The 25,572-nt window shown below is 40.9% G+C and carries 14 protein-coding genes, 1 tRNA gene and 2 pseudogenes; 9 read left to right on the top strand and 8 right to left on the bottom strand.

From position 1 onward, the window contains the following. Positions 1-436: 436 nt before the first annotated feature. The 3 genes from M998_RS08750 to pepA all read right to left on the bottom strand — a co-directional run bounded on the left by M998_RS08750 (position 437) and on the right by pepA (position 5,584). Positions 437-3,307 (bottom strand): valine--tRNA ligase, encoded by a 2,871-nt coding sequence (locus M998_RS08750; RefSeq protein WP_197713334.1) that lies wholly within the window; start codon positions 3,305-3,307, stop codon positions 437-439. 36 nt (positions 3,308-3,343) lie between these two features. Then, complete coding sequence (locus tag M998_RS20075; protein WP_068439983.1) at positions 3,344-3,793, bottom strand: DNA polymerase III subunit chi; 450 nt, start codon at positions 3,791-3,793, stop codon at positions 3,344-3,346. Positions 3,794-4,072: 279 nt separating this feature from the next. Beyond that, positions 4,073-5,584, bottom strand: coding sequence for a leucyl aminopeptidase (gene pepA / locus M998_RS08740; protein WP_068439985.1), 1,512 nt, complete (start codon positions 5,582-5,584; stop codon positions 4,073-4,075). A gap of 279 nt (positions 5,585-5,863) precedes the next feature. Here pepA and lptF point away from each other — a divergent pair, with 279 nt between their 5' ends. Next, on the top strand, positions 5,864-6,961 hold the full coding sequence (gene lptF / locus M998_RS08735) for an LPS export ABC transporter permease LptF (protein WP_068908501.1): 1,098 nt from the start codon (positions 5,864-5,866) through the stop codon (positions 6,959-6,961). Next, the gene (lptG, locus tag M998_RS08730; RefSeq protein ID WP_068908499.1) at positions 6,961-8,037 is read left to right on the top strand and encodes an LPS export ABC transporter permease LptG; all 1,077 of its coding nucleotides are present in this window, start codon (positions 6,961-6,963) and stop codon (positions 8,035-8,037) included. The genes lptF and lptG overlap by 1 nt, the downstream gene beginning before the upstream one ends. 58 nt (positions 8,038-8,095) lie before the next feature. On the opposite strand, the gene M998_RS08725 is transcribed toward lptG, so the two are convergent. Together M998_RS08725 and ampH are read right to left on the bottom strand one after the other, a co-directional pair. Further along, positions 8,096-8,611, bottom strand: a complete 516-nt coding sequence (locus M998_RS08725; RefSeq protein ID WP_068908497.1) for a hypothetical protein — start codon at positions 8,609-8,611, stop codon at positions 8,096-8,098. Positions 8,612-8,818: 207 nt separating this feature from the next. Further along, complete coding sequence (gene ampH, locus M998_RS08720) at positions 8,819-10,042, bottom strand: D-alanyl-D-alanine-carboxypeptidase/endopeptidase AmpH (protein WP_068908536.1); 1,224 nt, start codon at positions 10,040-10,042, stop codon at positions 8,819-8,821. 418 nt (positions 10,043-10,460) lie between these two features. Here ampH and M998_RS08710 point away from each other — a divergent pair. The 6 genes and pseudogenes from M998_RS08710 to M998_RS08690 all read left to right on the top strand — a co-directional run bounded on the left by M998_RS08710 (position 10,461) and on the right by M998_RS08690 (position 14,530). Continuing rightward, positions 10,461-10,545: transfer RNA gene (locus M998_RS08710), tRNA-Leu, on the top strand. Between the two features lie 188 nt (positions 10,546-10,733). Then, complete coding sequence (locus M998_RS08705) at positions 10,734-11,999, top strand: tyrosine-type recombinase/integrase (RefSeq protein WP_068908494.1); 1,266 nt, start codon at positions 10,734-10,736, stop codon at positions 11,997-11,999. Between the two features lie 85 nt (positions 12,000-12,084). After that, positions 12,085-12,249: pseudogene (locus tag M998_RS19550) on the top strand (tyrosine-type recombinase/integrase); the annotation flags it as partial. Between the two features lie 414 nt (positions 12,250-12,663). Further along, the gene (locus M998_RS08700) at positions 12,664-13,098 is read left to right on the top strand and encodes a hypothetical protein (RefSeq protein WP_068908493.1); all 435 of its coding nucleotides are present in this window, start codon (positions 12,664-12,666) and stop codon (positions 13,096-13,098) included. Continuing rightward, entirely contained in the window at positions 13,095-13,520 is a 426-nt protein-coding gene (locus M998_RS20070) for a hypothetical protein (RefSeq protein ID WP_068908491.1), read from the top strand. The genes M998_RS08700 and M998_RS20070 overlap by 4 nt, the downstream gene beginning before the upstream one ends. A 407-nt stretch (positions 13,521-13,927) precedes the next feature. Continuing rightward, positions 13,928-14,530: pseudogene (locus tag M998_RS08690) on the top strand (tyrosine-type recombinase/integrase). Between the two features lie 102 nt (positions 14,531-14,632). Here the strand turns inward: M998_RS08690 and M998_RS08685 are convergent. Beyond that, a complete protein-coding gene (locus M998_RS08685) occupies positions 14,633-15,997 on the bottom strand; it encodes a hypothetical protein (RefSeq protein ID WP_068908489.1) in 1,365 nt (454 codons plus the stop codon). A gap of 386 nt (positions 15,998-16,383) precedes the next feature. On the opposite strand from M998_RS08685, the gene M998_RS08680 reads away from it, so the two are divergent. Continuing rightward, positions 16,384-17,616 carry a deoxyguanosinetriphosphate triphosphohydrolase family protein gene (locus M998_RS08680; protein WP_068908487.1) on the top strand — a complete coding sequence of 411 codons (1,233 nt, stop codon included), beginning with the start codon at positions 16,384-16,386 and terminating at the stop codon, positions 17,614-17,616. Between the two features lie 788 nt (positions 17,617-18,404). Here M998_RS08680 and M998_RS08675 read toward each other — a convergent pair. Both M998_RS08675 and M998_RS08670 read right to left on the bottom strand, forming a co-directional pair. Further along, positions 18,405-18,941, bottom strand: coding sequence for a hypothetical protein (locus M998_RS08675; RefSeq protein ID WP_197713310.1), 537 nt, complete (start codon positions 18,939-18,941; stop codon positions 18,405-18,407). A 40-nt stretch (positions 18,942-18,981) separates the two neighbouring features. Then, positions 18,982-25,422 carry an ATP-binding protein gene (locus M998_RS08670; protein WP_068908482.1) on the bottom strand — a complete coding sequence of 2,147 codons (6,441 nt, stop codon included), beginning with the start codon at positions 25,420-25,422 and terminating at the stop codon, positions 18,982-18,984. Positions 25,423-25,572 lie beyond the last annotated feature (150 nt).

The following is a 25,572-nucleotide window of genomic DNA, read 5'->3' as shown; positions in this document are numbered from 1 at the left end:
CTTCCCCTCGCGATATATACTCTTGATGCGTTGCTTTACTTCTGTTGCTAACCATTGCAGTTGCAACCACCCATAAAATCGAAGCCTTACATCATCGCGTAAATCATGTTTTAACTCTTTACTGCTAACAGCTAATGTCTTGCTGTTACAAACAATTTATCAAAAAATAATGTTATGTCAATACTGTTTTTTTCTACATATATTATACCTTGAAATAGATGTAGATTGGCGGGTTATCGCCCCCCTATGTCAGACGAAATTCCTGCCTTTATTAGCCTTAAAATCACATGGCTCTTTAGCAAATATCCATGTAATTAAAACGATCTCTTTCGCTAATTTTTTCCTCTAAGAACGGAAAAAAGAAACTGAATTGTGGGTGATAAAAAGCCCTTATTAGCCAACTAATAAGGGCTTAGGCTAAAGCAAAAAGATGAAATTACAAAGACGCAATAGTCACTTTTTGTGCTTCAATTTTCACTTTCGCTTCAATATTGGCATTTAAGCGTTCACGCTCTTTTTCAACCACAGCAGCAGGCGCACGGCTAACAAAGCCTTCATTTGCAAGCTTGCTTTCGATTGATTCAATCTCTTTGTTCACTTTCTCTAGTTCTTTATCCAAACGTGCTAGCTCGGCATCTTTGTCTACAAGGCCTGCCATTGGGATCAGCAACTCTGCACCATTAACTAATTTAGTAACAGAAATAGGTGCTTCTTCCCCTTCAGCCAGCACTTTAATACTCGCAAGGCGAGCCATAGATTGAATAAAGTTTTGGTTTTCAGCGACACGACGTTTAGCATCTTCGGATGCACCACGCAGTATCAATTCAAGTGGTTTACCCGGAGAAATGTTCATTTCTGCACGAATATTACGAACAGCAATGATTGCTTCTTTGATCCACTCTAAATCACTGAGTGCAAGCTCATCCACTTTTGAGGCATCAAATTCTGGGAATGCCTGTAACATAATAGTGTCAGCATCGATGCCTTTAACCACTTTAACACGCTGCCAAATGGTTTCGGTGATAAATGGAATGATAGGGTGAGCAAGACGCAGTAGACCTTCAAGTACTTCAATTAGCGTATAGCGAGCAGCACGGACTTGGGCATCGTTACCTTTATGAACGGCAGGTTTCGACAGTTCCAAATACCAGTCACAGAATTCATTCCATGTGAAATCATATAGAATACTTGCTGCAATATCATAACGATAAGTATCAAGCGCTTCACGATAAGCTTTAATTGTTTGGTTAAATTCAGCCATGATCCAACGGTCTGCTAATGAGAAGCTCATCTCGCCACCGTTCTGACCACAATCTTGATTTTCGGTGTTCATCAACACAAAGCGGCTCGCATTCCATAACTTATTACAGAAGTTACGGTAGCCTGATAGACGTTTCATATCCCAGTTGATATCACGGCCGGTAGAGGCAAGTGCAGCGAGTGTAAAGCGTAGCGCATCTGTTCCGTGGGCTTCAATTCCGTCTGGATACTCTTTTTGGGTACGCTTTGCAATTTTTTCAGCCAGTTGTGGCTGCATCATATTGCCTGTACGTTTTTCAAGTAAGTCTTCCAGAGAGATACCGTCAATCATATCCAATGGGTCGATAACGTTCCCTTTGGATTTAGACATTTTCTGGCCTTCTTCATCACGGATCAGACCTGTCATGTAGACAGTTTTAAAGGGAACTTGGGGTTCGCCGTTTTCATCTTTGACGAAGTGCATCGTCATCATGATCATGCGAGCAATCCAGAAGAAAATGATATCGAAGCCACTGACTAATACATCCGTTGGATGGAAGGTTTTCAGCGCCTCAGTATTTTCTGGCCAGCCTTGAGTTGAGAATGTCCATAGACCCGAAGAGAACCATGTATCCAGAACGTCCTCATCTTGGCGTAGCGCAATATCCGCACCCAGGTTATTTTCGCGGCGCACCTCTTCTTCGTCACGACCAACGTAGACATTGCCTTTCTCGTCATACCATGCAGGGATGCGGTGTCCCCACCACAGTTGGCGCGAAATACACCAATCTTGAATATCACGCATCCATGAGAAATACATATTTTCATATTGGCGTGGAACAAATTGAATGCGGCCATCTTCAATCGCTTTAATCGCATCTTTGGCTAATGGCGCGGTGCGAACATACCATTGGTCGGTTAGCATGGGTTCGATAACCACACCACCACGGTCACCGTAAGGCACAGTTAAATCATGAGGTTTAACTTCAACTAACAGGCCTAGTTGGTCAAATTCAGCGACAATGGCTTTACGTGCAGCAAAGCGCTCCATACCACGGTAAGCTTCTGGGATTTCACAACTATAAGCGGTTGATGGGTTGCCGTTAGTATCGAAAACTTCAGCTTCGTTACGCACGTTACCGTTTAAGTCCATCATGTTGATCATCGTCAGTTGATGGCGTTTACCGACTTCATAGTCATTAAAGTCATGAGCAGGGGTGATTTTCACACAACCCGTGCCTTTTTCCATATCGGCATGCTCATCTGCAATGATAGGAACACGACGATTAATAATTGGCAGAATAACGTCTTTGCCGATTAAATCTTTATAGCGAGGATCTTCAGGGTTAACAGCGACGCCGGTATCACCTAGCATGGTTTCTGGACGCGTTGTTGCAACCACTAAATAATCTTTACCGTCAGCGGTTTTAGCGCCATCAGCTAGTGGGTAGCGCAAGTGCCAAATTGATCCTTTAATTTCGCGGTTCTCAACTTCGAGGTCTGAAATCGCGGTATGTAATTTAGGATCCCAGTTAACGAGGCGTTTACCACGATAAATTAAATTTTCTTTATGCAGTCGAACGAAAGCTTCTTTTACGGCTTTAGATAAGCCTTCATCCATAGTGAAACGTTCACGATCCCAATCAACAGAGTCACCTAAACGGCGCATTTGTTGTGAAATAGTGCCACCAGATTCCGCTTTCCATTGCCAGATTTTGTCAATGAACTCATCGCGACCGTAGTCGTAGCGGGTTTTACCTTCTTCCGCTGCGATTTTACGCTCAACTACCATTTGTGTTGCGATGCCGGCATGGTCAGTACCTGTTTGCCATAAGGTATTTTTACCTTGCATACGCTGGTAACGGATCATGGTGTCCATGATGGTTTGCTGGAAAGCGTGCCCCATGTGCAGGCTGCCTGTGACATTCGGCGGTGGAATGACGACACAGAAGCTATCTTGGCTGGTATCGCCATTCGGTTTGAAATAACCGCTTTTTTCCCAGTGAGCGTACATGGACTGCTCAATATCAGCAGGGTTATAGGTTTTGTCGAGCGAAGGTTCGTTCATTGGACTTTCTGGTTTTTTTTCCATCTTCTTTCGTATTCAGTAAGTTGGCGGCGCCGCCATGGTCAAATTGAAGCCGACGCTACGGTAAATTTTATACCGTTCACGCGCCAACTGTTTTAAATTTTCATCGATAGGGACGAAGTCTATCACTTCATGGAAAGCTGTGGCAAAGTCTGCGAACTGACTTTGTAAATTAATCAGTATATCTCGAGGTGTATTTCCTCTTTTACTTGGCCAGCAAATTTCAATGGGTGCACCATAACGAGGGCCTTCACCCGCTAAATTATGGGGGACAAATTGATGAGGATCTCGCTGCCATAGCGCTTCATCTATCTTTTCTGCTTGTTGCTGCGTCTCGCATGCAATTAGAACTCGCTTTCCATTACGCCACATTTGTGCCGCAAGCTCGCAGGTGAGCCACTCATGGGCTTCAAGTTCGGCCTGTGGCGAGGGTTTTTCAAGTAAGTAAAATGTGCCGTTTTTCATGTATGTACTCGTTATATTTCGAGCGGTAGGACGTTTTATACTAAGCGTGTTAAATACTAAGTGTGTTAAAGACTCAGCGCGTTAAATTATATACTTTTTCGTACAGTCAGCAAAATGGTGTTATATCCAACTGATTTTATTGGTTATCTATACGCCAATAATTCAATACCCAAGTTATTTGAATATTCAGGGTATAAAAGCAATATCCCGAATCACAGTAGCTGTTCATCGGGATATTTTTTATCATAACCTATTTAGGGTTAAGTATCTCAATAGAGATTACTCATCACCATTTAGGCCTGCACGGTTCAACAGGAACTGTGCCAGCATGGAAACGGGACGACCCGTTGCGCCTTTCGCCGCACCTGAACGCCAAGCAGTACCTGCGATGTCGAGGTGTGCCCAGTTATATTTGGTGGCAAAGCGAGAGAGGAAACAGCCGGCAGTGATAGCACCTGCTGGACGCCCACCCGTATTGGCTAAATCCGCAAAGTTTGGTGTGATTTGGTCAAAATACTCATCCGCTAATGGCAGACGCCATGCGCGATCACCCGCTTGTTCAGAAGCATTTAATAGCTCATGAGCCAGTGGGTTATGGTTCGACATCAATCCCGTGTAATGACTTCCTAATGCAATAACACATGCACCGGTTAATGTTGCCACATCAATAACCAATTCAGGCTCGAAGCGCTCAACATAGGTAAGGGCGTCACACAGCACTAAACGGCCTTCAGCATCGGTATTTAACACTTCAACTGTTTGTCCTGACATGGTTGTTAGGATATCACCCGGGCGATAAGCGTGGCCTCCAGGCATGTTTTCACAACCAGCAAGAACACCGACGACATTAATCGGTAATTGCAACTCAGTGATAAAGCGCATCACCCCGTAAACGGTGGCAGCGCCACACATGTCATATTTCATTTCATCCATGCCATCGGCAGGTTTGATTGAAATACCACCTGAGTCAAACGTTAGCCCTTTACCAACCAATACAATGGGTTTGGTGTCAGCATTTGGGTTGCCCTTATATTCCATAATGGACATCAAGGATTCATTTTGTGAACCTTGACCAACGGCCAAGTAAGCATTCATGCCCAGCTCTTTCATTTGCTCTTCACCGATAACACGAGTGGTGAGCTTGCTGTCTGAAATATCAGCAAGTTGGCGAGCTTGTGACGCTAAATAACCTGCATTACAGATATTTGGCGGCATATTACCGAGATCTTTTGCTGCTTTAACGCCAGACGAGATAGCTAAACCGTGTGCAATTGCGCGTTCACCGCTGGTGAGCTCACGGCGTGTTGGAACATTAAACACTAATTTACGCAGTGGACGGCGATGTTCGGTTTTATTACTTTTAAGTTGGTCAAATACGTAGAGCGACTCTTTCGCGGTTTCGACGGCTTGACGGACTTTCCAGTAATTATTGCGACCTTTAACATGCAGCTCAGTTAAGAAACAAACGGCTTCCATCGAGCCAGTTTCATTCAAAGTACTAATGGTTTTCTGAATGATTTGTTTGAATTGACGCTCATCTAATTCACGTTCTTTACCGCAACCGATAAGAAGAATGCGTTCAGACAGAACATTGGGTACATGATGGAGTAGCAGGGATTGCCCTACTTTACCTTCAAGTTCCCCGCGGCGCAGCAGGGCGCTGATATATCCGTCACTTATTTTGTCCAGCTGTTCAGCTATAGGGGACAGACGGCGTGGTTCAAAGACTCCGACAACGATACATGCGCTACGTTGTTTCTCCGGGCTACCACTTTTTACACTAAACTCCATGCGTTCTCCTGAATCTTGAAGACAAAGGCCAATGCGCTCGCTAAAATTAGCGTTTCGCATAATCTAGCTCATAGAGAGTGAACTCTTTATGTTAAACTGAGCGAATGTCTGGTTTTTTCACTAAAATTAAGCATGTTCTGATTTGTCGATCAGTACAGAGAATGCTTTTATATCATTCTAGCCTTACAATAAACCAGAGTATATGTTAGTTAATGGTAGGCATTGAACGAACTTAGCCATTTTCTACCCAAAAGACAAGTTTTCACAGGCGTAATAAGCGTGATAATTATTAGATATTTGGTACGTGAAACCCTAAAAAGTCAATTAGCGATACTTTTTGTGCTGATGTTGATCTTTTTTAGCCAGAAGTCCATCGATATTCTCGGGGCTGCGGTACAGGGTAATATTCCTTCAAATTTAGTACTCCCTTTATTGGGATTAGGTGTGCCTGAAATGGCGCAGCTGATTTTGCCTTTGAGCCTATTTCTTGGGCTATTGATGACATACAGTAAACTTTACACCGAAAGCGAAATCACGGTGATGCATGCCTGCGGCCTCGGTAAAGACGTATTAGTTAAAGCGGCACTGGTGTTGGCAACCCTGACAGCATTAGTGGCTATCGCGAATATAACGTGGCTGCTACCTTGGTCATCACAATACCAAGAACAAGTATTGGCAGATGCCAAAGCTAATCCTGGCCTTGCTGCCATGGTTGAAGGGCAATTTAAAACGACAAAAGATGGCAACTTTGTGCTTTATATCGGTGATGTGAAAGGAAATAATTTTAAAAATGTTTTTCTTGCACAATTGCGATCAGCCAATGAACAACGTCCATCTGTGGTTGTTGCAGATAGTGGCTACCTGAAAGAAGATGCAGATGGTCGTCAAACTGTGGTACTAAATGAAGGCACTCGTTACGAAGGCACTGCATTACTACGTGATTTTCGTATTACCGACTTCGTAAACTATCAAGCGATCGTTGATCACAAAACAACCGAAGCACGCAATGATAGAGTCGAACAAAAAAATATGTTGCAGCTATGGCAAGAAAACACACCAGATGTAAACGCTGAATTCCATTGGCGGTTGACGATTGTGTTCTCTGTTGTGGTAATGGCGTTAATGGTTGTACCGCTAAGCGAAGTTAATCCGCGTCAAGGGCGTGTATTAAGCATGTTACCTGCCATGTTGCTCTACTTGATATTCTTCTTATTGCAAAGCACGTTGCGCAATAGCGCTGGCAAAGATGATATCGACCCTAAATATGCCATGTGGATCGTCAATTTCGGGTACTTGGCCTTAGCCATTGTACTCAATGCGTGGAATACCGTGCCAATGCGTCGTATACGCGTTAAATTTAGTCGAGGGGTTGCCTGATGTTTGGTGTTTTAGATAGATATATCGGTCGAACCATCCTAAATTCTATTCTGACGACGCTATTTTTGTTGGTCTCGCTCGCTGGGATTATCAAATTTGTTGAGCAGTTACGTAAAGTTGGTGACGGGGATTATACCGCCTTGAGTGCTGGGGTTTTCACCTTACTCACTGTACCTAAAGATATCGATATCTTTTTCCCAATGGCAGCGCTGCTTGGTGCGCTAATGGGACTGGGTGCGCTGGCGTCTCGCAGTGAGCTGGTGGTGATGCAAGCCTCCGGTTTTACTCGATTGCAAATTGCGTTATCCGTCATGAAAACAGCGGTTCCGCTGGTGATTGTTACCATGCTTATTGGTGAATGGGTTGCTCCTGCTGGAGAACAATGGGCAAGAAACTACCGTGCAGAAAAAATTGTCGGTAACTCGTTAGTGGTGACAGATGAAGGTATGTGGGCAAAAGATGGGCGTGATTTTATTCATATTCAGCGCGTCAATAATTCGACCTCTATCCAAGATGTATCTGTTTATCGCTTCAATGAACAGCAAAAATTGAATTCAGTGATGTTTGCATCGAGTGGGACTTACGATGACGTCAATCAGCTTTGGGTATTATCTCAAGTTGATGAATCTATCTTAAGTAGCGAGAAAAAAATCACAGGATCACAGCGTTTAACGGTTGATTGGAAAACGAATCTAACCCCTGAAAAACTCGGCATAGTTTCGTTGAATGCGGATTCACTTTCCATTCGAGGCTTGTATCAATACGTCTCTTATTTAAAAGAAAGTGGGCAAGTTGCCTCCGTCTATCAACTCAGTATGTGGAAAAAAATATTGGCTCCATTATCCGCAGCAGTGATGATGTTGATGGCAGTTTCCTTTATTTTTGGGCCGCTACGCACCGTACCTATGGGCGTTCGCGTTATTTCAGGGATTGTTGGTGGCTTCTTATTCTATGTGCTTAATGAGGGGTTTGGTAACTGGAGTTTAGTCTATTCCGTACCACCTATCATTGCTGCGGCATTGCCAAGCATACTGTTTTTGGTCGTCAGCATTGTTTTATTAGTGAAACGAAAATAAGCACAATTTAGATATCATGAAAAGGCTGTAAATCGATTGATTTAACAGCCTTTTTATTTTAAAAAAAAGCCCGCTTGCTCAACGCTAAATTACCGATACGATTAATCGACGACAAAAAGATATTTTGTGGTTTGAATAAGACTTGTTGTTTTATATTTAGCGCATCAGAATACAAATTCTCACCGATAATTCCGCGGATATTAAACCCACTTATATTGGCCATTCGCTGCGCAGCTGAAAAAAATCCCCCAGAGGCGCTATAAGATAAATTGCACGCATATGCGTGATTAAATTCTTGTTGTTCAATCCGACGAGCTTCATCTCTATACTCAGTGGAAAGTCTTTTATTATATTTTATTTGATGATTTTCGATGGGACTTTGAATCTTGGCATATTTATCATTTATTTTTTCAATTCTCTCTTTAGTAACTAAACCTTCTATCTCACGTATTTTTTCGAGGGTTGGTGCTTGGTTGCCATGGCTATGGATTTTTCTCAAAAGCTGCACAAAGTTAGGTGAATAAGGTTTTGTAATGGAATATGGACGGAAAATAAAGCGAGGAAGAATATGCATTTTTGTTCCTACTTATTATTGGAAAATAGAACAAATATTAATGAAGAATTGAAATGAAAGATTGCATAAAACAGCGGAATTTTAGCGGTAAAAACTGCCTGAATAATCTCAGGCAGTTGTCGCGATAATGGTGAGAAAACGGGCAAATTCCCGTTTCATTCGAGGGGTATAACTCGTCAGTGCTTGAACAGCGGTGACGGTACTCTTTCAATGTTTTCCATACGCATGATTGGATGATAACGAGGCGACCAGTTCGTTAACACCTATCGTTAGCTTACTAAATTTGCTGCTATCTTTGCGTGTCATCACCACAAAAATACCAATATTTTGTTCTGGGATCATTGCCATATAGCTATTAAAACCACCACCACCACCGGTTTTTTGGTAAATACCCGGTGTGCCATTTTTGGGCTTCATATAAACCCAACCTAACCCGAGTCCATCAGCTTGACCGGCAACATCCATACCTTTTATTTCCAGTAATTTTTCACGTGGAAAATAAATGCCTTGTTCACGAGCCGCAGTTGCTTTTCTTAGGCTGTTATCGGTAGATAAAAATTGCTGCATCCATTTTTGCATATCGGCAGGGGTCGAATAAACACCCCCACTGCCTGCAGCCGCAAGCGTGTTATGACAGGGGCTCGGTTTAGTGCCTTCCATTAACCGTGAGCACTGGGCATTGTTTGGTGTATAGGTAGTGTTTGTCATATTCGCAGGGGAAGTGACATAGCGGCTAAATAATTGCGGATAAGATTGACCGGATGCTTTAACCATTGCATCGGCGAGTAAGTCATAGGCAAGGTTAGAATATGCCGCTTCGGTTCCCGGCGTCGCATCCAGTTTACCTGTTCTCAGCCAAGTCCAGCGATTATCTTGGGTTGGCCAGATAAAGACAGGACGGCCCCATTTCCCACCCGGCTGCTCACGGGGTAATCCACTGGTATGACTCGCTAAATGGTATAGGCGGATAGGCTTCCCGCTATTGTTATCCGGCACAGTCACACCGTGATAGCTGTATTGTTGTAATGGGTCAGTAATTAATAGCTTTTTATCTTGTTCAAGCTTAATTAATATTTCACTAGTCATTAACTTGCTGATAGATGCTATGCGGATTAATGAATTAGGCCCTGGTTTTTTACCATTCCCCGGTGCTGTTTCGCCATAATAGCGAGACAATACTTGGTTATTATCAATCACAATAATGGCCATACCGCGAGCATCGCTTTCATTAAAAATACGATTCGCATAGAGATCGACTATCTTAGCGACACGCTCATAAGTTCTTCGATCACCCTCAAAGACTTTCCAGTCGGAGGATTCAACACTATTACCTTGTAGAAACTTTGGTTGTTTTTCTGTTTGAGTAGAGCAAGCCATCAAAGCGAGAGATAGCGCTGATACTGACAGAATTTTTAGAAACGATTTCTTCATGTTAGAAGCCAGCCGATATGATTGTTTTGCAAATGGCTTTGCAGCCAATATTATTTTTTCTTAGCGAATATTTTCATCATGACACCAATTAAGATGCCAATAAATATCCCAACTGCTATCCAGCCAACAAAACCCATAGTTTATGCCTTTAATAATTACGCAAGATTGCGGATAAATTAACAAATATTACGATGACCCGCCAGTCATCCGAGGGGAAAGGGCGATAAAATAGTAGTGAAAAATTTAACATAATCATCAATTGATAAATAAACAACAAAAGCTATTTCGTTTTTTTTGGTGTTAATTGTTTCATTATGCTTTTTTTTTAATCGAACAATCTGAATCTTCAAGATAAATGTTGCCAGAGTCCGCAGGGCAAGTATAATAGCGGCGTTTCCCAAGAAACACATCACTTCGTGCCGGAGTGGCGGAATTGGTAGACGCAGTTGATTCAAAATCAACCGCCTTCGGGTGTGCCGGTTCGAGTCCGGCCTTCGGCACCATAAGAACATCAAGAGACGTCAACGGACGTCTTTTTTTGTATCTGAAATCCCAGTTTTACAAGGCTTTTCCCCACTTTTCAGTCTTCCCAAGTATACTAAGGTCAACCCACATCAAGTACCTACTGTTGGTATATGTGTTGGTATCTCTCGATTCGATAATAGTTTGTACCAACAGAAGGAGATAAATTATGGCTCTTACTGATGCTAAAGTCAGGGCTGCCAAGCCTTTGGATAAATCGTATAAATTAACCGATGGTGATGGTATGCACTTGATGGTACATACCAACGGCTCAAAATATTGGCGTTTACAGTATCGCTTTGGCGGTAAGCAAAAAATGTTAGCTCTGGGTATCTATCCTGAAATCTCACTCGCAGAAGCCAGAGAGAAAAGAGATGCCGCCAGAAAGTTAATTGCTAATGGTTTTGATCCAAGCGAAAAACGCAAAGAAATAAAAGAAGAGCAGCAAAAGGAATTTAATACCTTTGAGAAGATAGCTCGTGATTGGCATGCAACGAATAAGAAGTGGTCAGAAGGGCATAGCCATCGAGTGCTAAAAAGCCTTGAGGACAATATCTTTGCTGCTATTGGTAAACGTAATATTGCCGAACTGAAAACTCGCGATCTACTCGAACCGATTAAAGCCGTGGAGATATCTGGACGTCTTGAAGTGGCGGCACGTTTACAGCAGCGCGTCACTTCCATAATGCGCTATGCAGTACAAAGTGGCTTAATCGATTATAACCCAGCGCAAGATATGGCAGGTGCAATTGCTACTGGTAATCGTGTCCATAGAGCCGCGTTAGAGCTTAAACGCTTACCAGAGCTTTTACAACGTATCGATAGCTATACTGGCAGACCATTAACCACCTTAGCCGTCAAACTCACCTTGCTAGTCTTTATTCGTTCCAGCGAACTCCGTTTCGCTCGTTGGGATGAAATCGATTTTGATAATGCCATGTGGACGATCCCCGCTGAACGCGAAGCGATAGAAGGGGTTAAACACTCCCATCGCGGATCAAAAATGCGTACCCCTCATTTAGTCCCTTTAAGCCGACAAGCCATTGAGATCTTAAAACAGATCTACCAATTCAGCGGTAACTATGAGCTGATCTTTATCGGCGATCATAATCCAAGAAAACCAATGAGTGAAAACACGGTTAACAACGCATTACGTGTAATGGGTTATGACACTAAGACGGAAGTGTGTGGTCATGGTTTCAGAACGATGGCCTGTAGCTCGTTGATTGAGTCAGGGTTGTGGTCTAAGGATGCAGTAGAAAGGCAAATGAGCCACCAAGAACGTAATTCAGTAAGAGCTGCTTATATTCATAAGGCAGAACATATTGAGGAACGGCGGCTGATGGTGCAATGGTGGGCGGATTATCTGGATGCGAATAGGGAGAGGGAGATTTCGCCGTTTAGTTTTGCGAAATTAAGTAATGAGATAGTGTGAGGCATGCAGATACAGTTTTACATACCTTGCTAAATGCTCATCAAAAGCTGGTCAGTAAAGTAAGAGTAAATCAGGTTATTGAAGAAGGTTTACTGGGCATGGCTTCCGCCACGCGATGAGCACGATTTTGCATGAGAAGGGATATAACTCTGCATGGATTGAAACCCAGCTCGCACATATCGATAAGAATGCGATTCTAGGTACTTACAATCATGCTCAGTATATGGATGGACGTAGGAAAATGATGTAGTGGTATGCGGATTACATGGATGAGTTGGGGGGGAATTTGGATAATGTGGTGGGTGTGAATTTTAAGTGATAATTAGCAATCTTTATATTCAGAGGTAAAGATGGCTATTTTGTTTCTTGTTTTAAATCATTAGTTTTATTTGTCATAGCACCGTAAACCTATGAGTGAAAACACGGTGGACAACGCTTTGCGTGTGATAGGCTATAATACTACACCCCGCCAAAAAGGGTATTAGGAAAATGATGGTAAAGTAATAAAATGTATTAGCTCAGATTTAATCTGACACAGTTATGGCACAGAGCTAAATCTAACCTGACAGGCAGCTCCGTGCCAAAAGCGGACGTTAGCAGCGTTATGATATGTTAAAAAAGCTTTTAGACTTTAAGTACAATAACTAAATACGGGGTGTGAAGGTTGAAAAAAAATTATCATGGTTCAACTCCAGGCGCGATCGATACTATCCATAGTGGAAATATCGATTGGACTTTAGGTGGTGGTGAACTTGGCCGAGGGTTCTATACAACACCTGATATTTGGGTTGCTTCAAAAGCTTCTTGGAATTGCGACAAAGAGGAAGACGTGACAGTTGTAGAGTTAGTCGTAGCAAATGTAGATTATGTGAGACTACATCAAGAAGTATTTGACCTGCATTATGCTCAATTAGAACGCGAAAAAATAAAAAAACTCCAAGGTAATGGCCCCAGGGAATATGCTTATTATTTTTTTGATGTTATCCAATCACCTATAGTTGGCAAAGAAAGATACAATATAAATCTGCAGCATAAGTGGCAATCTGATAGAGCTCAGGACTTATTAAACTCCAATAAAGTCACAAGGAGTATAAAATGAATCTTGTTTATGATTTCATTGAAAATGAATTTGGAAAGTTAATTTTTCCAATTGAAAGACCTAAATATACAAGCAATTTCTCATCTTTTTTTATAGATTATAACCTTTACTGTGATGAATGCCGTACTTTTAATTTTTATGCAGTTCAAGATAAACAATTGGAAGAGCACACTCTCTATCTGATTAATTATAATCTATTTGTCGTTTCGCACGTAACATATGGGAATATATATTTTAGAGCAGATTACATCAGCGACACTTGCGAATATGTAGGCCACTCTCAAAAAATAGCTAAAAACAATAAGTTCTTGAGGCTATTTCCCTTAGATACTGATCAGTTAAACTATCTATGTGAATATAAAAAATTCTTTTTCGTCGGATTCGTTGATAGGAACATCGACCGCCACAATGAAGAGTCATGATGATTACCAGTTTAGGCAATGCCAGTAATTATAATCATCATATAAACTAATATTGTTTTAGATATTTCTCGCTGATAAGACAACTAGTTTAACATTAGTCCCCGTAGTGTTGGTCGTCCAAGGTTGCTATTTCATGCTGTCTTGTGTCAAAAGAGACATTACTAGTGATACGCTACATTTTTCAATTGAGATAAAATAAACTAAAGAGCATGAAAATGAGAGGCACGTCACTAATTATATTGGTATGACAGTAGTATGTACGGCTTAGTTATCATCTATTAAGTGCTAACATTATTGACTCAATAACATTGTTAACTAAACAATATAACTGAGCAAGCCAACATCCGCTACTCGCTCTTTCGGGATAACAGCCATAATTAAATATCTACATCATAGGAGATCTAATTATGTCTAAGTCACCGTGGAATAAAGGTCGTATCATTGGGCAAAAACGACCACTTAAAATATCTCATATCTGGGGGATCCGTATTAGACTCGAGTTGGAAGGAAAAATTCGCGACTTAGCTTTGTTCAATTTAGCCTTAGATAGTAAGCTTCGGGGCTGTGATCTCATTAAATTGAAGGTATCAGATGTTGCATATGGTAGTTCAGTCTCCAGCAGGGCAACTGTGTTGCAACAAAAGACTGGTAGTTCTGTCCAATTTGAGCTGACTAAGGGAACTCGAGATTCAGTTGCTGCATGGATAAGAATAGCTCACTTACATAGTGCGGACTATATTTTTCAATCCCGAGTCGGTTCTGTTCAACATATCTCTACCAGACAATATAACCGTATTTTTCATGGTTGGATTTAAAAGCTAGGCCTTGATAACTCGCTGTACAGCACACATTCTATGCGCAGAACTAAGCCATACCTGATCTACCAGAAAACAAAGAATCTTCGTGTAATTCAGCTATTACTTGGACATAAAAAACTGGAAAGCACGGTTCGTTACCTCGGCATTGAAGTCGATGATGCATTGGAAATTTCTGAGTCAATTGAAGTATAAATCTATCAGGGCTATTTATCAGCCCTGTGCCAGAAGCAAACATAGTACACTTCGGCTTATGCAGCCCAAATCTGTATGCAACTACACCACGAGAGAAAATCGTCAGTTTTGTTCTGCCTTCATTTTTACGTTCCATAAAAAATGGCAAGGGTTCGCTGTTACTTTTGATTTGTAGTCACTGTGTGACTTATAGCCGTGTGCCACTGCGATCGTTGTCGCGAGTAAACTAGTGCCGCCAGTCAACACGCTCAGCCCTAAACCAGCAGTTGCGATAGCAACTTCAGTCAAGTGTGTTTTTTTCATATGACTAACCTGGGGGGCAATCTGACTCATTTGAACTTCAAATAGTTCATGTTGTGTGTCTTCGATAATAGCACGTACACGACTCGGATCTGATTCATGCCTAGCCTGACGTAAACCTCTCTCTAGCTCCGAGCGGAACGATTGAAATGCTTCACCATCATTGTTTCGGATAGACATTAAATCAGCCGACGATACTTGTTCTAGAAAGGGAACATCCATTTGAAGAGTACAATTTAAAGTATTTGCTTTGATATCGCTGGAGTCAAGGTTCATGTTTAGTAAATTACTTTCAAACGGATGCTCAGTACCAAACATGCATCCAAGATATTCGCATAGAGCGATCCGTTTATTCAGATCGATATAATGGTTTCTGGCAGTTTGATTTACAGATTGTCTTACCCATGCAAAAAAATCTTCTTTTGATGGTGGTTCTGATGATTTATTTTGTATAAAGGAGTATACATTTTCTTTATTTGTCGGTTTAATTTCAGTAGGATTAAGCATATATCCCATTACAAACCCACCTTCCATGCCTTTAAAGTGAATACTAATATTTCTGCATAGATAAAGATCTCTCATAACCAACATGCGTCCATTGTCGTTTTGGACACTTCGTACATCAGCATTTGTTTTGTATTGTTTCAGGATATTTGATGGTAAACAATCTTCGAACCCTTTATTAGAATAAAGCAAAGGAATCTCTTCGCCACGTTCTAACTCGAAACTTACGGGATACAACTTAACGTAACCACCTGCTACTAATGGACGCAATTCAATAAGTCTGATTGCAGCATTAGCTAATTCTCTGCGATCAATCATTGGTGTTGATGTCACACCCATGAATGAAGTTATAGCTTCAGTCGAAGCGCTTCTAAAGTCAGTTAATTTGAAAATAGGATCTGAGACTATAGCTTCCTCTAAGTATAATGCTGCTTGTTTAAGTCGTGAGATATGAGACATCGTATCAGTAGCCATACAGCTAAGCGCATCATTACTGGCTTTAACATCTTTTCGTACTTCCGGAAGAATTTTAAGACAATACTCGCGATATCTGGTTAGCTCCCTCTCTAAGGTCAAATCAGATATACCCTGGTATAGCTGTGATGCCAATGCTCCATCTAAAAGTAGTGAATCGTTAAGATAATCATATGCATAACTGCCCATGTATTTTCTTCCATTCCGATATAAAAAAGAAAATCATACCTCAAGAAAGTATGTTTAACTAATTGTTGTTAAGGAATTATATGCCAATTACGCATTAGAAGGGCTGCATCCAAAAAACCAGCAACGTCCACTCCTCGCTCACAGCAGATCTAACGATCACTCAACCTAGCCGTTATGTGCCAGAAGCGGATGTTGCTACGGCAGCTTGTCTTAGTTAACGGGTGAAAATTCCATAAACGAATTCTCCCTTAAGTTGCCGTAACGATGCATCAAGCACATAAAGTCCTTATAAATTCAAATCAGTAAAATTTAGTTCAAATCTTTTCAATTTCATAAAAATAGGTAAGATAAGAAATTGCATTTACTAAGTATTATGAGAGACATAAATGATTGACGATAATGATGTGAAAGTCTTTGCAAAAGAAAAGGAAGAAATACTAATCAGCAAACTCTCTTTTGACAGAGAGCATTCTCCGTCGACTGCAGATACAAGGCAAAGAAACGAATTTGAGCGGGACTATGCGCGCATTCTTTACTCTTCTTCATTTAGGAGGTTACAGGGGAAGATGCAGTTGTTTGAAGTCGATCCTCAAAAATTTAACCGTAACAGACTTACTCATAGTCTGGAAGTCGCCCAGATTGCCCGAAGCATCGCATCCGAACTTGAACTTAAACATCCTGTTGTAGCCGAACTGGCTGCACTTGCGCACGATATTGGCAACCCCCCGTTCGGCCACTCCGGCGAAAAAAAACTGAACAAAATTGCTAAGGAATTCGGCGGCTACGAGGGCAATGCGCAGGCACTTAAAATACTCAGAAGTCTTGAGATAAAGCATCCCTATTGCCCCGGCCTCAACCTCACCCATCGCGCTATTCTCTCTGTCGTTAAATATCCATTTAAAAATGAAAATGGCAACAAAAAATTTCTATATGATGATGACTACAAATACTTCACAGAGTTAGTAAATAAATATGAATTAGATTTGCCGTCGGGTGAAAAAACCATTGACGCACAGATAATGGATCTGTCAGACGAAATTGCATATGCTGCGCATGACCTTGAGGATGCACTAAGCCGTAACATGGTAAACATTGAGGATATTGTTTATGAATTTGGAAGATCCGATTACAAAGATTCAATTGGGTTATTAAATAAAATCATTGACAAATCCAAATTCACAGCTTCTAAAGCATTCAGACTAGATTCATCCGAAGAGTTCGCCATTATATTTAGAAAGGAATTAACATCCTATATTGTTAATGAGCTGATTAATGATATAACTGTCACTCAGGGTACAAATGGCTACAGCCAGCTTGGGTTTGGAACTAAAAAAAATCTATCTTCCGGTCTTAAAGATATCGTATTTAAAGTCATCATGCGTAAAAGAGATATTAAAAGCTATGAGCACAAGGGAAACGTGATTATTAAGGGTTTATTTAATTTCTATAATTCTGGCGATAACATAGAATTTATATCACCTCAGCTGTACCGCACGCTTCCGAAAGAAAAAAACAACCCTCTTTATCAAAAAAGTAAAGAGCGGGCAATTGTCGACTACATCTCTGGCATGATGGACACGTTTGCCATCCGTGAGTGGGAAACTCATTGCAAAAAATAACCTGACTGGCATGCACATTAATAGCAGATTCAGCTCCACTTTTTCATTGGACAGAACAGTGATTCTGTCCATTATCCCCCGCTTATGTAGATAAACTACATCTGTTAGCCATACGGCCTCCTAGTTTCAAAACAAACAGCCTCAAAGTGAACCCTTATCTGTATTAACATATATTTTTTCAACGTTATTTTTTTCGATTCGGTAAAACATCCAAAAGACCTCCCTGCCGATACCACATATGGTGGATGGGAGCGGACCAGTGAGCCAACACTGAATCAGAACGCGTTGTTTTCCCCCTTTGAGCCATTCGGTAAAACTCCGTCAGCGGAGTTTTTCTTTTTTTTACATAGCTCAATATGGCGAAGTTCAATCAGAAAATCACATTTCTGACATCAAGCCGATGTCCGCTCCTCGCTCATACCAGACTGTCAGGCATAGTTGTGTTCTATCAATAAAACCTGTCAGTAAAAGCCGGAGCTGATACAAGTAAAATAATAAAGCCACTCCTGATACTCGCACGGCTCACTACTTGCTAGGTATTTATGATTTTTTTGACCATTGGCATTACTTACTAAATAGTCTTCACAACTCGTTTCTGGACATTCCTGAGCTAGGGATTATGTGGAATCAACATATTTTAGATTAGCTATTGTATGTAAATGGCATACTCACTGTATAGAATAGTTTGTAACGTAGCGGGAAATACTTCCAAGTGACTGCACTTGTTATACTGGACTTCTAGCTATTCTTACACAGAGAAAATTGTCGATATCGGAGAATTTAAAAAGCTATTTTTCGGAGAGCTCATTCTTGAGTATATTTAACTTCTCGCATAAATCATCAATATGATCACTAAGAAATTTTGACACATGTTGAACTTCACTTTTCTCGGTAGGCAATTCGTTGGCTGAGCGAAAGTTCATTTCCTCTTCAGCCCATGAGATCAAAAAGTCATATACTTCTTGCTCTTCAGCAGTTAGTACGAAAGGGGGTACTTGATTACTTCTATTTATCTTCAATGAAGTAAACTCAATAAAATGTAGCGCCCTATGCAAGTCAACTATCATCGAAAATGTATCCGCAGCTAAGGATTCATACTTTCCTAGCTTGTTCCTTTCCCATATGTTAGCTTCAGGAGATAATATACTCAGTGATTCAATAATTTTCCTAAAACGAGCTAATGGATAAGCATTGCTACTCATATTACGCCTATGCCCCCATAGTTTTAATATTAACTCAATAGCTTGTTGTTGGTATTTTTCTTTTTTCTCTGGACTCTCTTCATGCTCAGCCCTTTGCATCAACTCAGCTAGGTGATGGGACATCCATTTACCTAGAGTGTCACAACTATCGGAAAAACCTAACTCAGTCGCTACGTGATGCCCAAGTACCAACACATCCTTCCGTGGTAAGGATCTCTCCAGTTCTTCTGAGAAGATAGAGTCTTGCGTACCGCGCTTCTTTTTTGGGCTCTTCGTTATATTCTGTAATTCCATTTTTAGTTACTCTTCGTGTTATTTCGACTTCAAGGATTAAGTCAAGGCCGACTTTATCTAGGTATTGTTTGAGGTGATGTAGTGATATTTTCAGGCGATGGCCTTTAGAGATAATATCTTCACCGTAAATGTATTCTCTCTGTTGAGAGTCATCTTTTGTATCACCCCATGCCTCATAATGAAATGCTCTCTCTCCATTAGAGGAATCAAGCCAGCTAACGGGGTAGCTTTCTGACCTGTGTAATCCCAGTATTTCAACGACATTTTCAGACGGAGTCGCTTCTATTAGGCGGACACCATGATTAAACACATCCTTTTCGTCTAGACGCGAATCACCAGAGTGTTCGTTGAGCCAACCATGCAGTAAAAATGGGCCATCATTTATCTCTAATTCATGTCCAGCAGGTGGCAAACGGTAGTCATGGGAGTCGTCAGATGTTTGAAGCGCTCTAATTAATGAAACCCCGGTTTCTGGATTAACAAGGGCTGAGGATATTCTTGCACTAGAACGATGATTACTGCTGCGAATATCATGATATGCATCCACAACTAAATTGCCATCTTCAGAGCTTAATCCTAGCTCCAACTCAAAATCATCGGCAGTTATTGTTGCCACCCAATCTTCAGCCTTGACAGTAGGGGGATAGTGAAAACGTGTTTCTAGTGGCGTTGGACAGCGAAGGTCACTTGACCACTGCGGTGGTTGGGTTAACCCTTCATGCATTAAAAAACCGTTTAATGTTCTATAGTCATCATCATATTCTGGTTTTGCCAATGATTTTTTTACCATTAGAGAGCCGAGACTGCACCACATGGCATGCCATTCTAGATAATAGCTATGGCGTTCTATAGTCGGCATTGAACCATGACTGTGGCTATAAAGGGCGAAGTTAGCATTTTTAAATTTATGCTTTCTTGGTTCGTTTTCCCATATTGATAAATCGGTGCCGCTATTCCAGCGATCCATGATCCAAGACTCTGCCTCGTCAAGAAAAATTTCTTCGTCAACATCAGCAAAACACTCTATCGCGCCTGGGTATACATATCGGAGGGTATCCAACGAATCAAATTCAAATTTTCTCTCTTTGCCTTCCTCATGAAATCCTCCCCGAGAAACTCTACGTTTCGATTTGTTGGCAGTTAGTTCCGAAGTATTGATAGCATGCAATGCTGTTCTTTCCTGCTCATCAAAATCAATAAAACCGTTTGAAAGAAGCTTCATTAAACAGGATTTAGCAAAATGGCGCATTAGTACATGAGGGAAGTTTTGGTCAGTCGCAATGCTCAACAACCAGCGTGCGACAGGAGCAATAGCTTCCGGTACCTCAGATGCAATTCGATCAAGTGTAACGATGAGCCAAAGACGCGCTGACAACCAATAGAAAGGCGCATTATCTTCACGATAGCCGGACATAGATTTACGTTCATACAAAGCAGTTAACGCCACAATTATCTTAAAATCACCCATCCTGGCTGACTCTCTAATACTATGTGCCGCTCGCCATCTCACCCTAGTATCTATATCGCCTAGAAACGAGTAGAGTTGGCTAGCTAATGCTGATTCAACTAAACACTCAGACTTAATTTTATTCATTGGAAGCTTTAACCGAGTGGTGAGTCGCTGAACATAACGAATTGTGACATCAGCAATCTGTTTCTCACAGCAATAATCAGTCAGCAGCCTGATTACCGAATAGAGCTTGTTCAAGGGCAAATATTCGGCATTTTTTTCTAGACCATTTAACAGTATGCTAACCGCATCCTCTTTATCCAAATTAAGGCTATGAATAACATTTTTCAGCATCCGCTTGTTGTAGCCATCATTTTCACTATAAGAGAACTCCCCCAAATAATTAGCAATTAAGAGTGGCAGGTTTTCCTCTTTCCAAGCAGATATAGCGTGAGATGACCCTACCCATAGGTTGATACATTCAATTAAGGTACTAGCCCATGTATAGTCAAGCTCATCAATTATGTGCTTATCGGTTAAAAAATCCAGAAAGGTAATACGATCCTTTGACTCCAATTGGCTGATTACAGATCTCAATATGTCATTGTTGGTAATATAAAAATCTATACCTCTAGCTTCTTCTCGCTTGGCGTGAATTGAATTCATAAAATCGGAAGGTGATTTAAAGGAAATCTCTGCTAATTTTATACCTTCAAGGAGCTCGCGCTTTTTTAGCACCCTAGTTGTTGAATCAAGTTCGTCATTGCTAGTTTTGGACTCAGTGCTTTTTTGGGGATGTGATTTAAATTCAACTAATTGATTAAGTGCTGAATGCCAGTATTCACTATTATCGGAATATGGAACTAACCTATTTAATTCCTGACATATTTTGGAGCTACCGCTTCTGTTGAATCTCAATAACTCAGCTTTTGCAATTTCCTCTACCAGGTTACTAGCATTTTTAACGCTTGTAACTGAAGCTAGTTTAGCCACAATTTCCTCATCCAAATCATCACAGAAATTGAGCAAAGATGCAGCCTGCGCAGAGCTTAGAGTTCCTTCTGCAATTCCCGTAGACATCAACGTAGGAAGAGTTTCGCTGGCTTGAACTAAATCACAATCTTCCCAATAACCGATAAGGCTGATTGCTTTAGGCATATCCAATATAGCAACAGCAGAAATTGCATCACTCCAAGGAAAATGCTCATAGCCATCAAGAAGAGTACCGTACTCTGTTATTATCGCCGCCATTTGACTTGCTATTTGCTGTGAATCTGTGCGCGAAAAGTGGTTTTTAACATTTTTGGATAACGCTGAAAAAAGAGCCACGTCATGCATAGCATCGACATCAACGTCACTAGCAATATCAACAGCTATTTTAAATACTTCCCTGGCTTCGTCTTTATCCACAAACAGCAATATTCTAGACAAATCCAAAAGAATGCTGATTTTTTCATTTGCGGCTGTCTTTAATTCTTTTACTTCAACTGAGCGATCGTAAATATCATTGATAACTAGTGGTCTCAGCTCTGGTATTTTTATTAGATTTGCAATAACTTTACGCTGACCAGAAGAAAAAACAGATGGCCATTGTTTGAATGCTCTCTTAGCTAAGGTTAGCACTGAGTTCATATTGATATCAGGCACAATAGACAGTGTGGCTAATGATAAAGAAAGGTGACTACATATGGATTCAAAATAATGCTCCCTAGACATCCTCCAGGAGTTTGCAAACAAAGACCCCAATGCAGACTTAACTTTCTCTTCAGCGTTTTGCGGCAAGATATTGGACAGCAAAACATCCGCTCTAACAGCATAAACAGAAATTAAGTCTGACAGGTTTTCTCTTATTTCCTTATGCTTTTCTGATAGATTTTGATTCTTTCTGTTTTTTTCAGCCTTATCAATGTCCTCAGGTATAGGCGGATCAATCCAATAGGACTCTATTGTGACGTTGAAACCTCGATGACGCACCAACAGAGAGTAAGCTCTAAAAGCAATATCGTTTTTAATAATATTGTGTATGTAAATGTTATTGACCAACCGCCAATTATCAGGGCATAGATATTCAAGGACTGGCTCAACTGAGGATAGATTCACTCCATTTGCAGCCAAAATTTCACATCCATTGAGTAACATTTCCGCATAGCTAAAACCGTCTACGTCTTCAGATGTGTGTCTTGCCAGCTTTTTTAGGTCGCAATATTTCAGTATATCCTTATTGCACAATGATTTTTCAAGAGAGACGCAATCGATACCATAGCCAACAAGTGCCAAAGGTATTTTGAACAAAGATGACCAAGGCTCTGGCACACAGCCACTATCCAAAAAGTCTTGAACTGAAACTAGCTTGCCCGATAACAATAAACGGTCTAATAATCTAATTGCGATTTTGTAATGAATACTTTTTGGTTTCCAGCTACAAATGAACTTATATGCAGCCTTGTACCCCTCCATATCCAATACCGAATGTGCAACAGCAGCAATATCATCAAACTCGATTGGCCATGCATCTATACGTGGGTACCCATGCTCGCTTTGCTCGGCTTTTTGTCTCTCAATATCTTCACTTCTTCGATTCATCCATTCACGTAGAATGCGTTTTTTCTCGCGAGCAGCGATAAAGTCTTTATCGGCTGCATCCCGAGCAACAATGTGCGACAGGAATCTGCCATGGTTCAAATATGCCTTTGACGAGTAAAGTATATTTCGGCCCACAGTATCGGACGCAAAATAGACGGATAAATCTGGGTTTTCAGTGATGATTTTATTTACAGCATCATCTGTTTTAATAGCCTCAGCACCAACCAACAAAGTAAATATTGCATCTGCTGGGTTGCCTACTGAACGACACACTTTCATTGCGAGCTGTAATCGCTGACGTTGCGCTTCTCGACGAATTATTTGGTCTTTTATCGCTTTTGGTGCTTCATTTTGCTCTATGACTTTTATAATCTCTTGGCCTTGTCCTGCTGAAAATAATGCAGAGGCCAAATGCATGGCAGAATACTCATCACTTTCATGGCTAGCTTTGAAGTGTGCTGCTGAACGTTTATAAGCTTCTAGCAGCTTTGGCTGAGCTTTTTTTCTGACAAAGAACTCAACATCTTCATCAAGAAATCCCACCTTGTCATCAAGGACTCGCATTCCTGGCAGGTCAGAGACAATATCATTAACTCTTTCTATTGATATCCCAGCAACACTAGCTAAATGTTGCTTTGGAACTGGTGCCGGTAGTGCTACTAACGATGAACAAACGAGAGACAAGACGTCAGAATCGCCTTCCTTCAAAATTGCCTCTCTAAAGCGAGCCTCAAAGATTTGATCCAACCCTTTCCCATTAGGCCTTAAAAATTCAATTGCTTTGCCTGGATCTGAGTCTGCATAGTCGAATGCGTAACTTTGTACTCGTGGGTTCCAATTAGATAAATTATGAAAATCCTCTATCCATGCTTCGGTTGCGCTGGGAAATTGATTTAATACATTGAGTGCTGTTTCTTCCAATGAGAAGTTAGAAATTTCTACTGAATTGTATTTAGGCGGAATAGATAACGAATCTAAACGTCCAGTTCTTGCAGAGATCATTAATCTAACATTAGTTGGCAGATTGCCTATTTTAATTAGTTCATGAACAAAGCTGATTTCTTCCGGCTTACACTGATTTGCACCCGTTACAGAATTATCGGCAGCATCAATAATGAGGACCAACAATGCATTATCTTCTTGCGCCTTTAAAACTTTGCTTGCACTTTTGATTCTTAATGAAAAAGCCTTAATAAAATCTACAGAATTATCCTGACTAATCAACAAAGGTAATCGCAATCGAGCTGAGGTTTCATTGATTATTTGCAAGTAAGCATCTTTGGGTCTATGCCGATAAGCCTCACTATCCATATAAGTGCCAGCGCCATAACAGTCATATGTAATCATGACTGAACCCTCAGGCAATAGATTTTCAACTTGTTTTAGTACGGTTGTTTTTCCACTACCGCCTTCGCCATGCAGGCATATAAATTGCTCGCCATTGACCATTGCAGTCTGTATAGCAACTGCAGCATGTCTATTAACAGGATTTTCTACTGCTTTGAGCCTTGGGGGGCATGGGAATAGAGCACGAGGGTCAGACACATTCATCCATGTCAGTACTGTCTCTTTAGTGATATAACTTCCTGTACCTTCTGGCAGCATTAGCTTATGAATACGATCTTTCAAATCCAGCACAAATCCTCGGTCAGCACTAAGTGTAAGAGCTAGAATCTCATTAATCGCGTTTTCTTCCTGCTCAAAACGAGAATCAGCACCACAGTCAGAAAAGTCGAAGAGTTTAATAAATTTCTTGAAATTTGTTTTGTTAAGGCCACTAGCAACCCTTAGTGTTTCATGTTTTTCATTTTTGGAATCGGACAGTGATTTCTGAAGGTCTGTACCAATAGGACGATTACTGACTAGCTTGATTGTTAGTGCATCAGCGCTAATCAGTTCTGGCCTGGACTTTAATATTGCAGTAAATGAATCAGCAAGACCTTTGATAATACTGTTATTTGAAGATTTTGATTTAGAGCTTGTTAGTTCCGAAACAGTCCAATTTTTTTCAGGTGTTGATGCAGAATACTTTAGCTGCTCAATGACAATCTTCTCAGCTCGCTCTATTGAATGGCCACCATAAAATAAGCCACAATCAACAGAGTCCCATGCCGTTAATTCCTGAGGATTTCCATCATCAAGGTTTACACCTTCAACTGTTACAGCTGCTAAGGTTGTATCTGGAGTTAGCAATTGTAATGCTAAACGAAGAGCCCACCATTCATGAAAATCATCTCCGGTATTAGAGGCTCTGGCACCTAAGTATTCTGCTTTCATATTCTGATAATTTCTTAAAAATCTCTCTGACTGCTTTGACTCTACTGGATAACCAGCTAACCAGTAGGAGGATAATGACTCGCCAATTAATCAACTAACCACATAATGACTCATAAAAAAATTTGGGACAAGTGGGGGCTTCTGAAGGTG

Source organism: Providencia heimbachae ATCC 35613 (assembly GCF_001655055.1).
Classification (GTDB): domain Bacteria; phylum Pseudomonadota; class Gammaproteobacteria; order Enterobacterales; family Enterobacteriaceae; genus Providencia; species Providencia heimbachae.
This window is presented reverse-complemented; position numbering and strand designations above follow the sequence as displayed.

Bases quoted from the DNA above. Each gene is read 5' to 3' on its own strand.
- M998_RS08675 (WP_197713310.1), bottom strand. From the start codon at position 18,941: ATGTCCCATCACCTAGCTGAGTTGATGCAAAGGGCTGAGCATGAAGAG.
- M998_RS08680 (WP_068908487.1), top strand. From the start codon at position 16,384: ATGATTGACGATAATGATGTGAAAGTCTTTGCAAAAGAAAAGGAAGAA.
- ampH (WP_068908536.1), bottom strand. From the start codon at position 10,042: ATGAAGAAATCGTTTCTAAAAATTCTGTCAGTATCAGCGCTATCTCTC.
- M998_RS08685 (WP_068908489.1), bottom strand. From the start codon at position 15,997: ATGGGCAGTTATGCATATGATTATCTTAACGATTCACTACTTTTAGAT.
- M998_RS08725 (WP_068908497.1), bottom strand. From the start codon at position 8,611: ATGCATATTCTTCCTCGCTTTATTTTCCGTCCATATTCCATTACAAAA.
- M998_RS20070 (WP_068908491.1), top strand. From the start codon at position 13,095: ATGAATCTTGTTTATGATTTCATTGAAAATGAATTTGGAAAGTTAATT.
- M998_RS08705 (WP_068908494.1), top strand. From the start codon at position 10,734: ATGGCTCTTACTGATGCTAAAGTCAGGGCTGCCAAGCCTTTGGATAAA.
- lptG (WP_068908499.1), top strand. From the start codon at position 6,961: ATGTTTGGTGTTTTAGATAGATATATCGGTCGAACCATCCTAAATTCT.
- pepA (WP_068439985.1), bottom strand. From the start codon at position 5,584: ATGGAGTTTAGTGTAAAAAGTGGTAGCCCGGAGAAACAACGTAGCGCA.
- M998_RS08670 (WP_068908482.1), bottom strand. From the start codon at position 25,422: ATGAAAGCAGAATACTTAGGTGCCAGAGCCTCTAATACCGGAGATGAT.
- M998_RS08750 (WP_197713334.1), bottom strand. From the start codon at position 3,307: ATGAACGAACCTTCGCTCGACAAAACCTATAACCCTGCTGATATTGAG.
- M998_RS20075 (WP_068439983.1), bottom strand. From the start codon at position 3,793: ATGAAAAACGGCACATTTTACTTACTTGAAAAACCCTCGCCACAGGCC.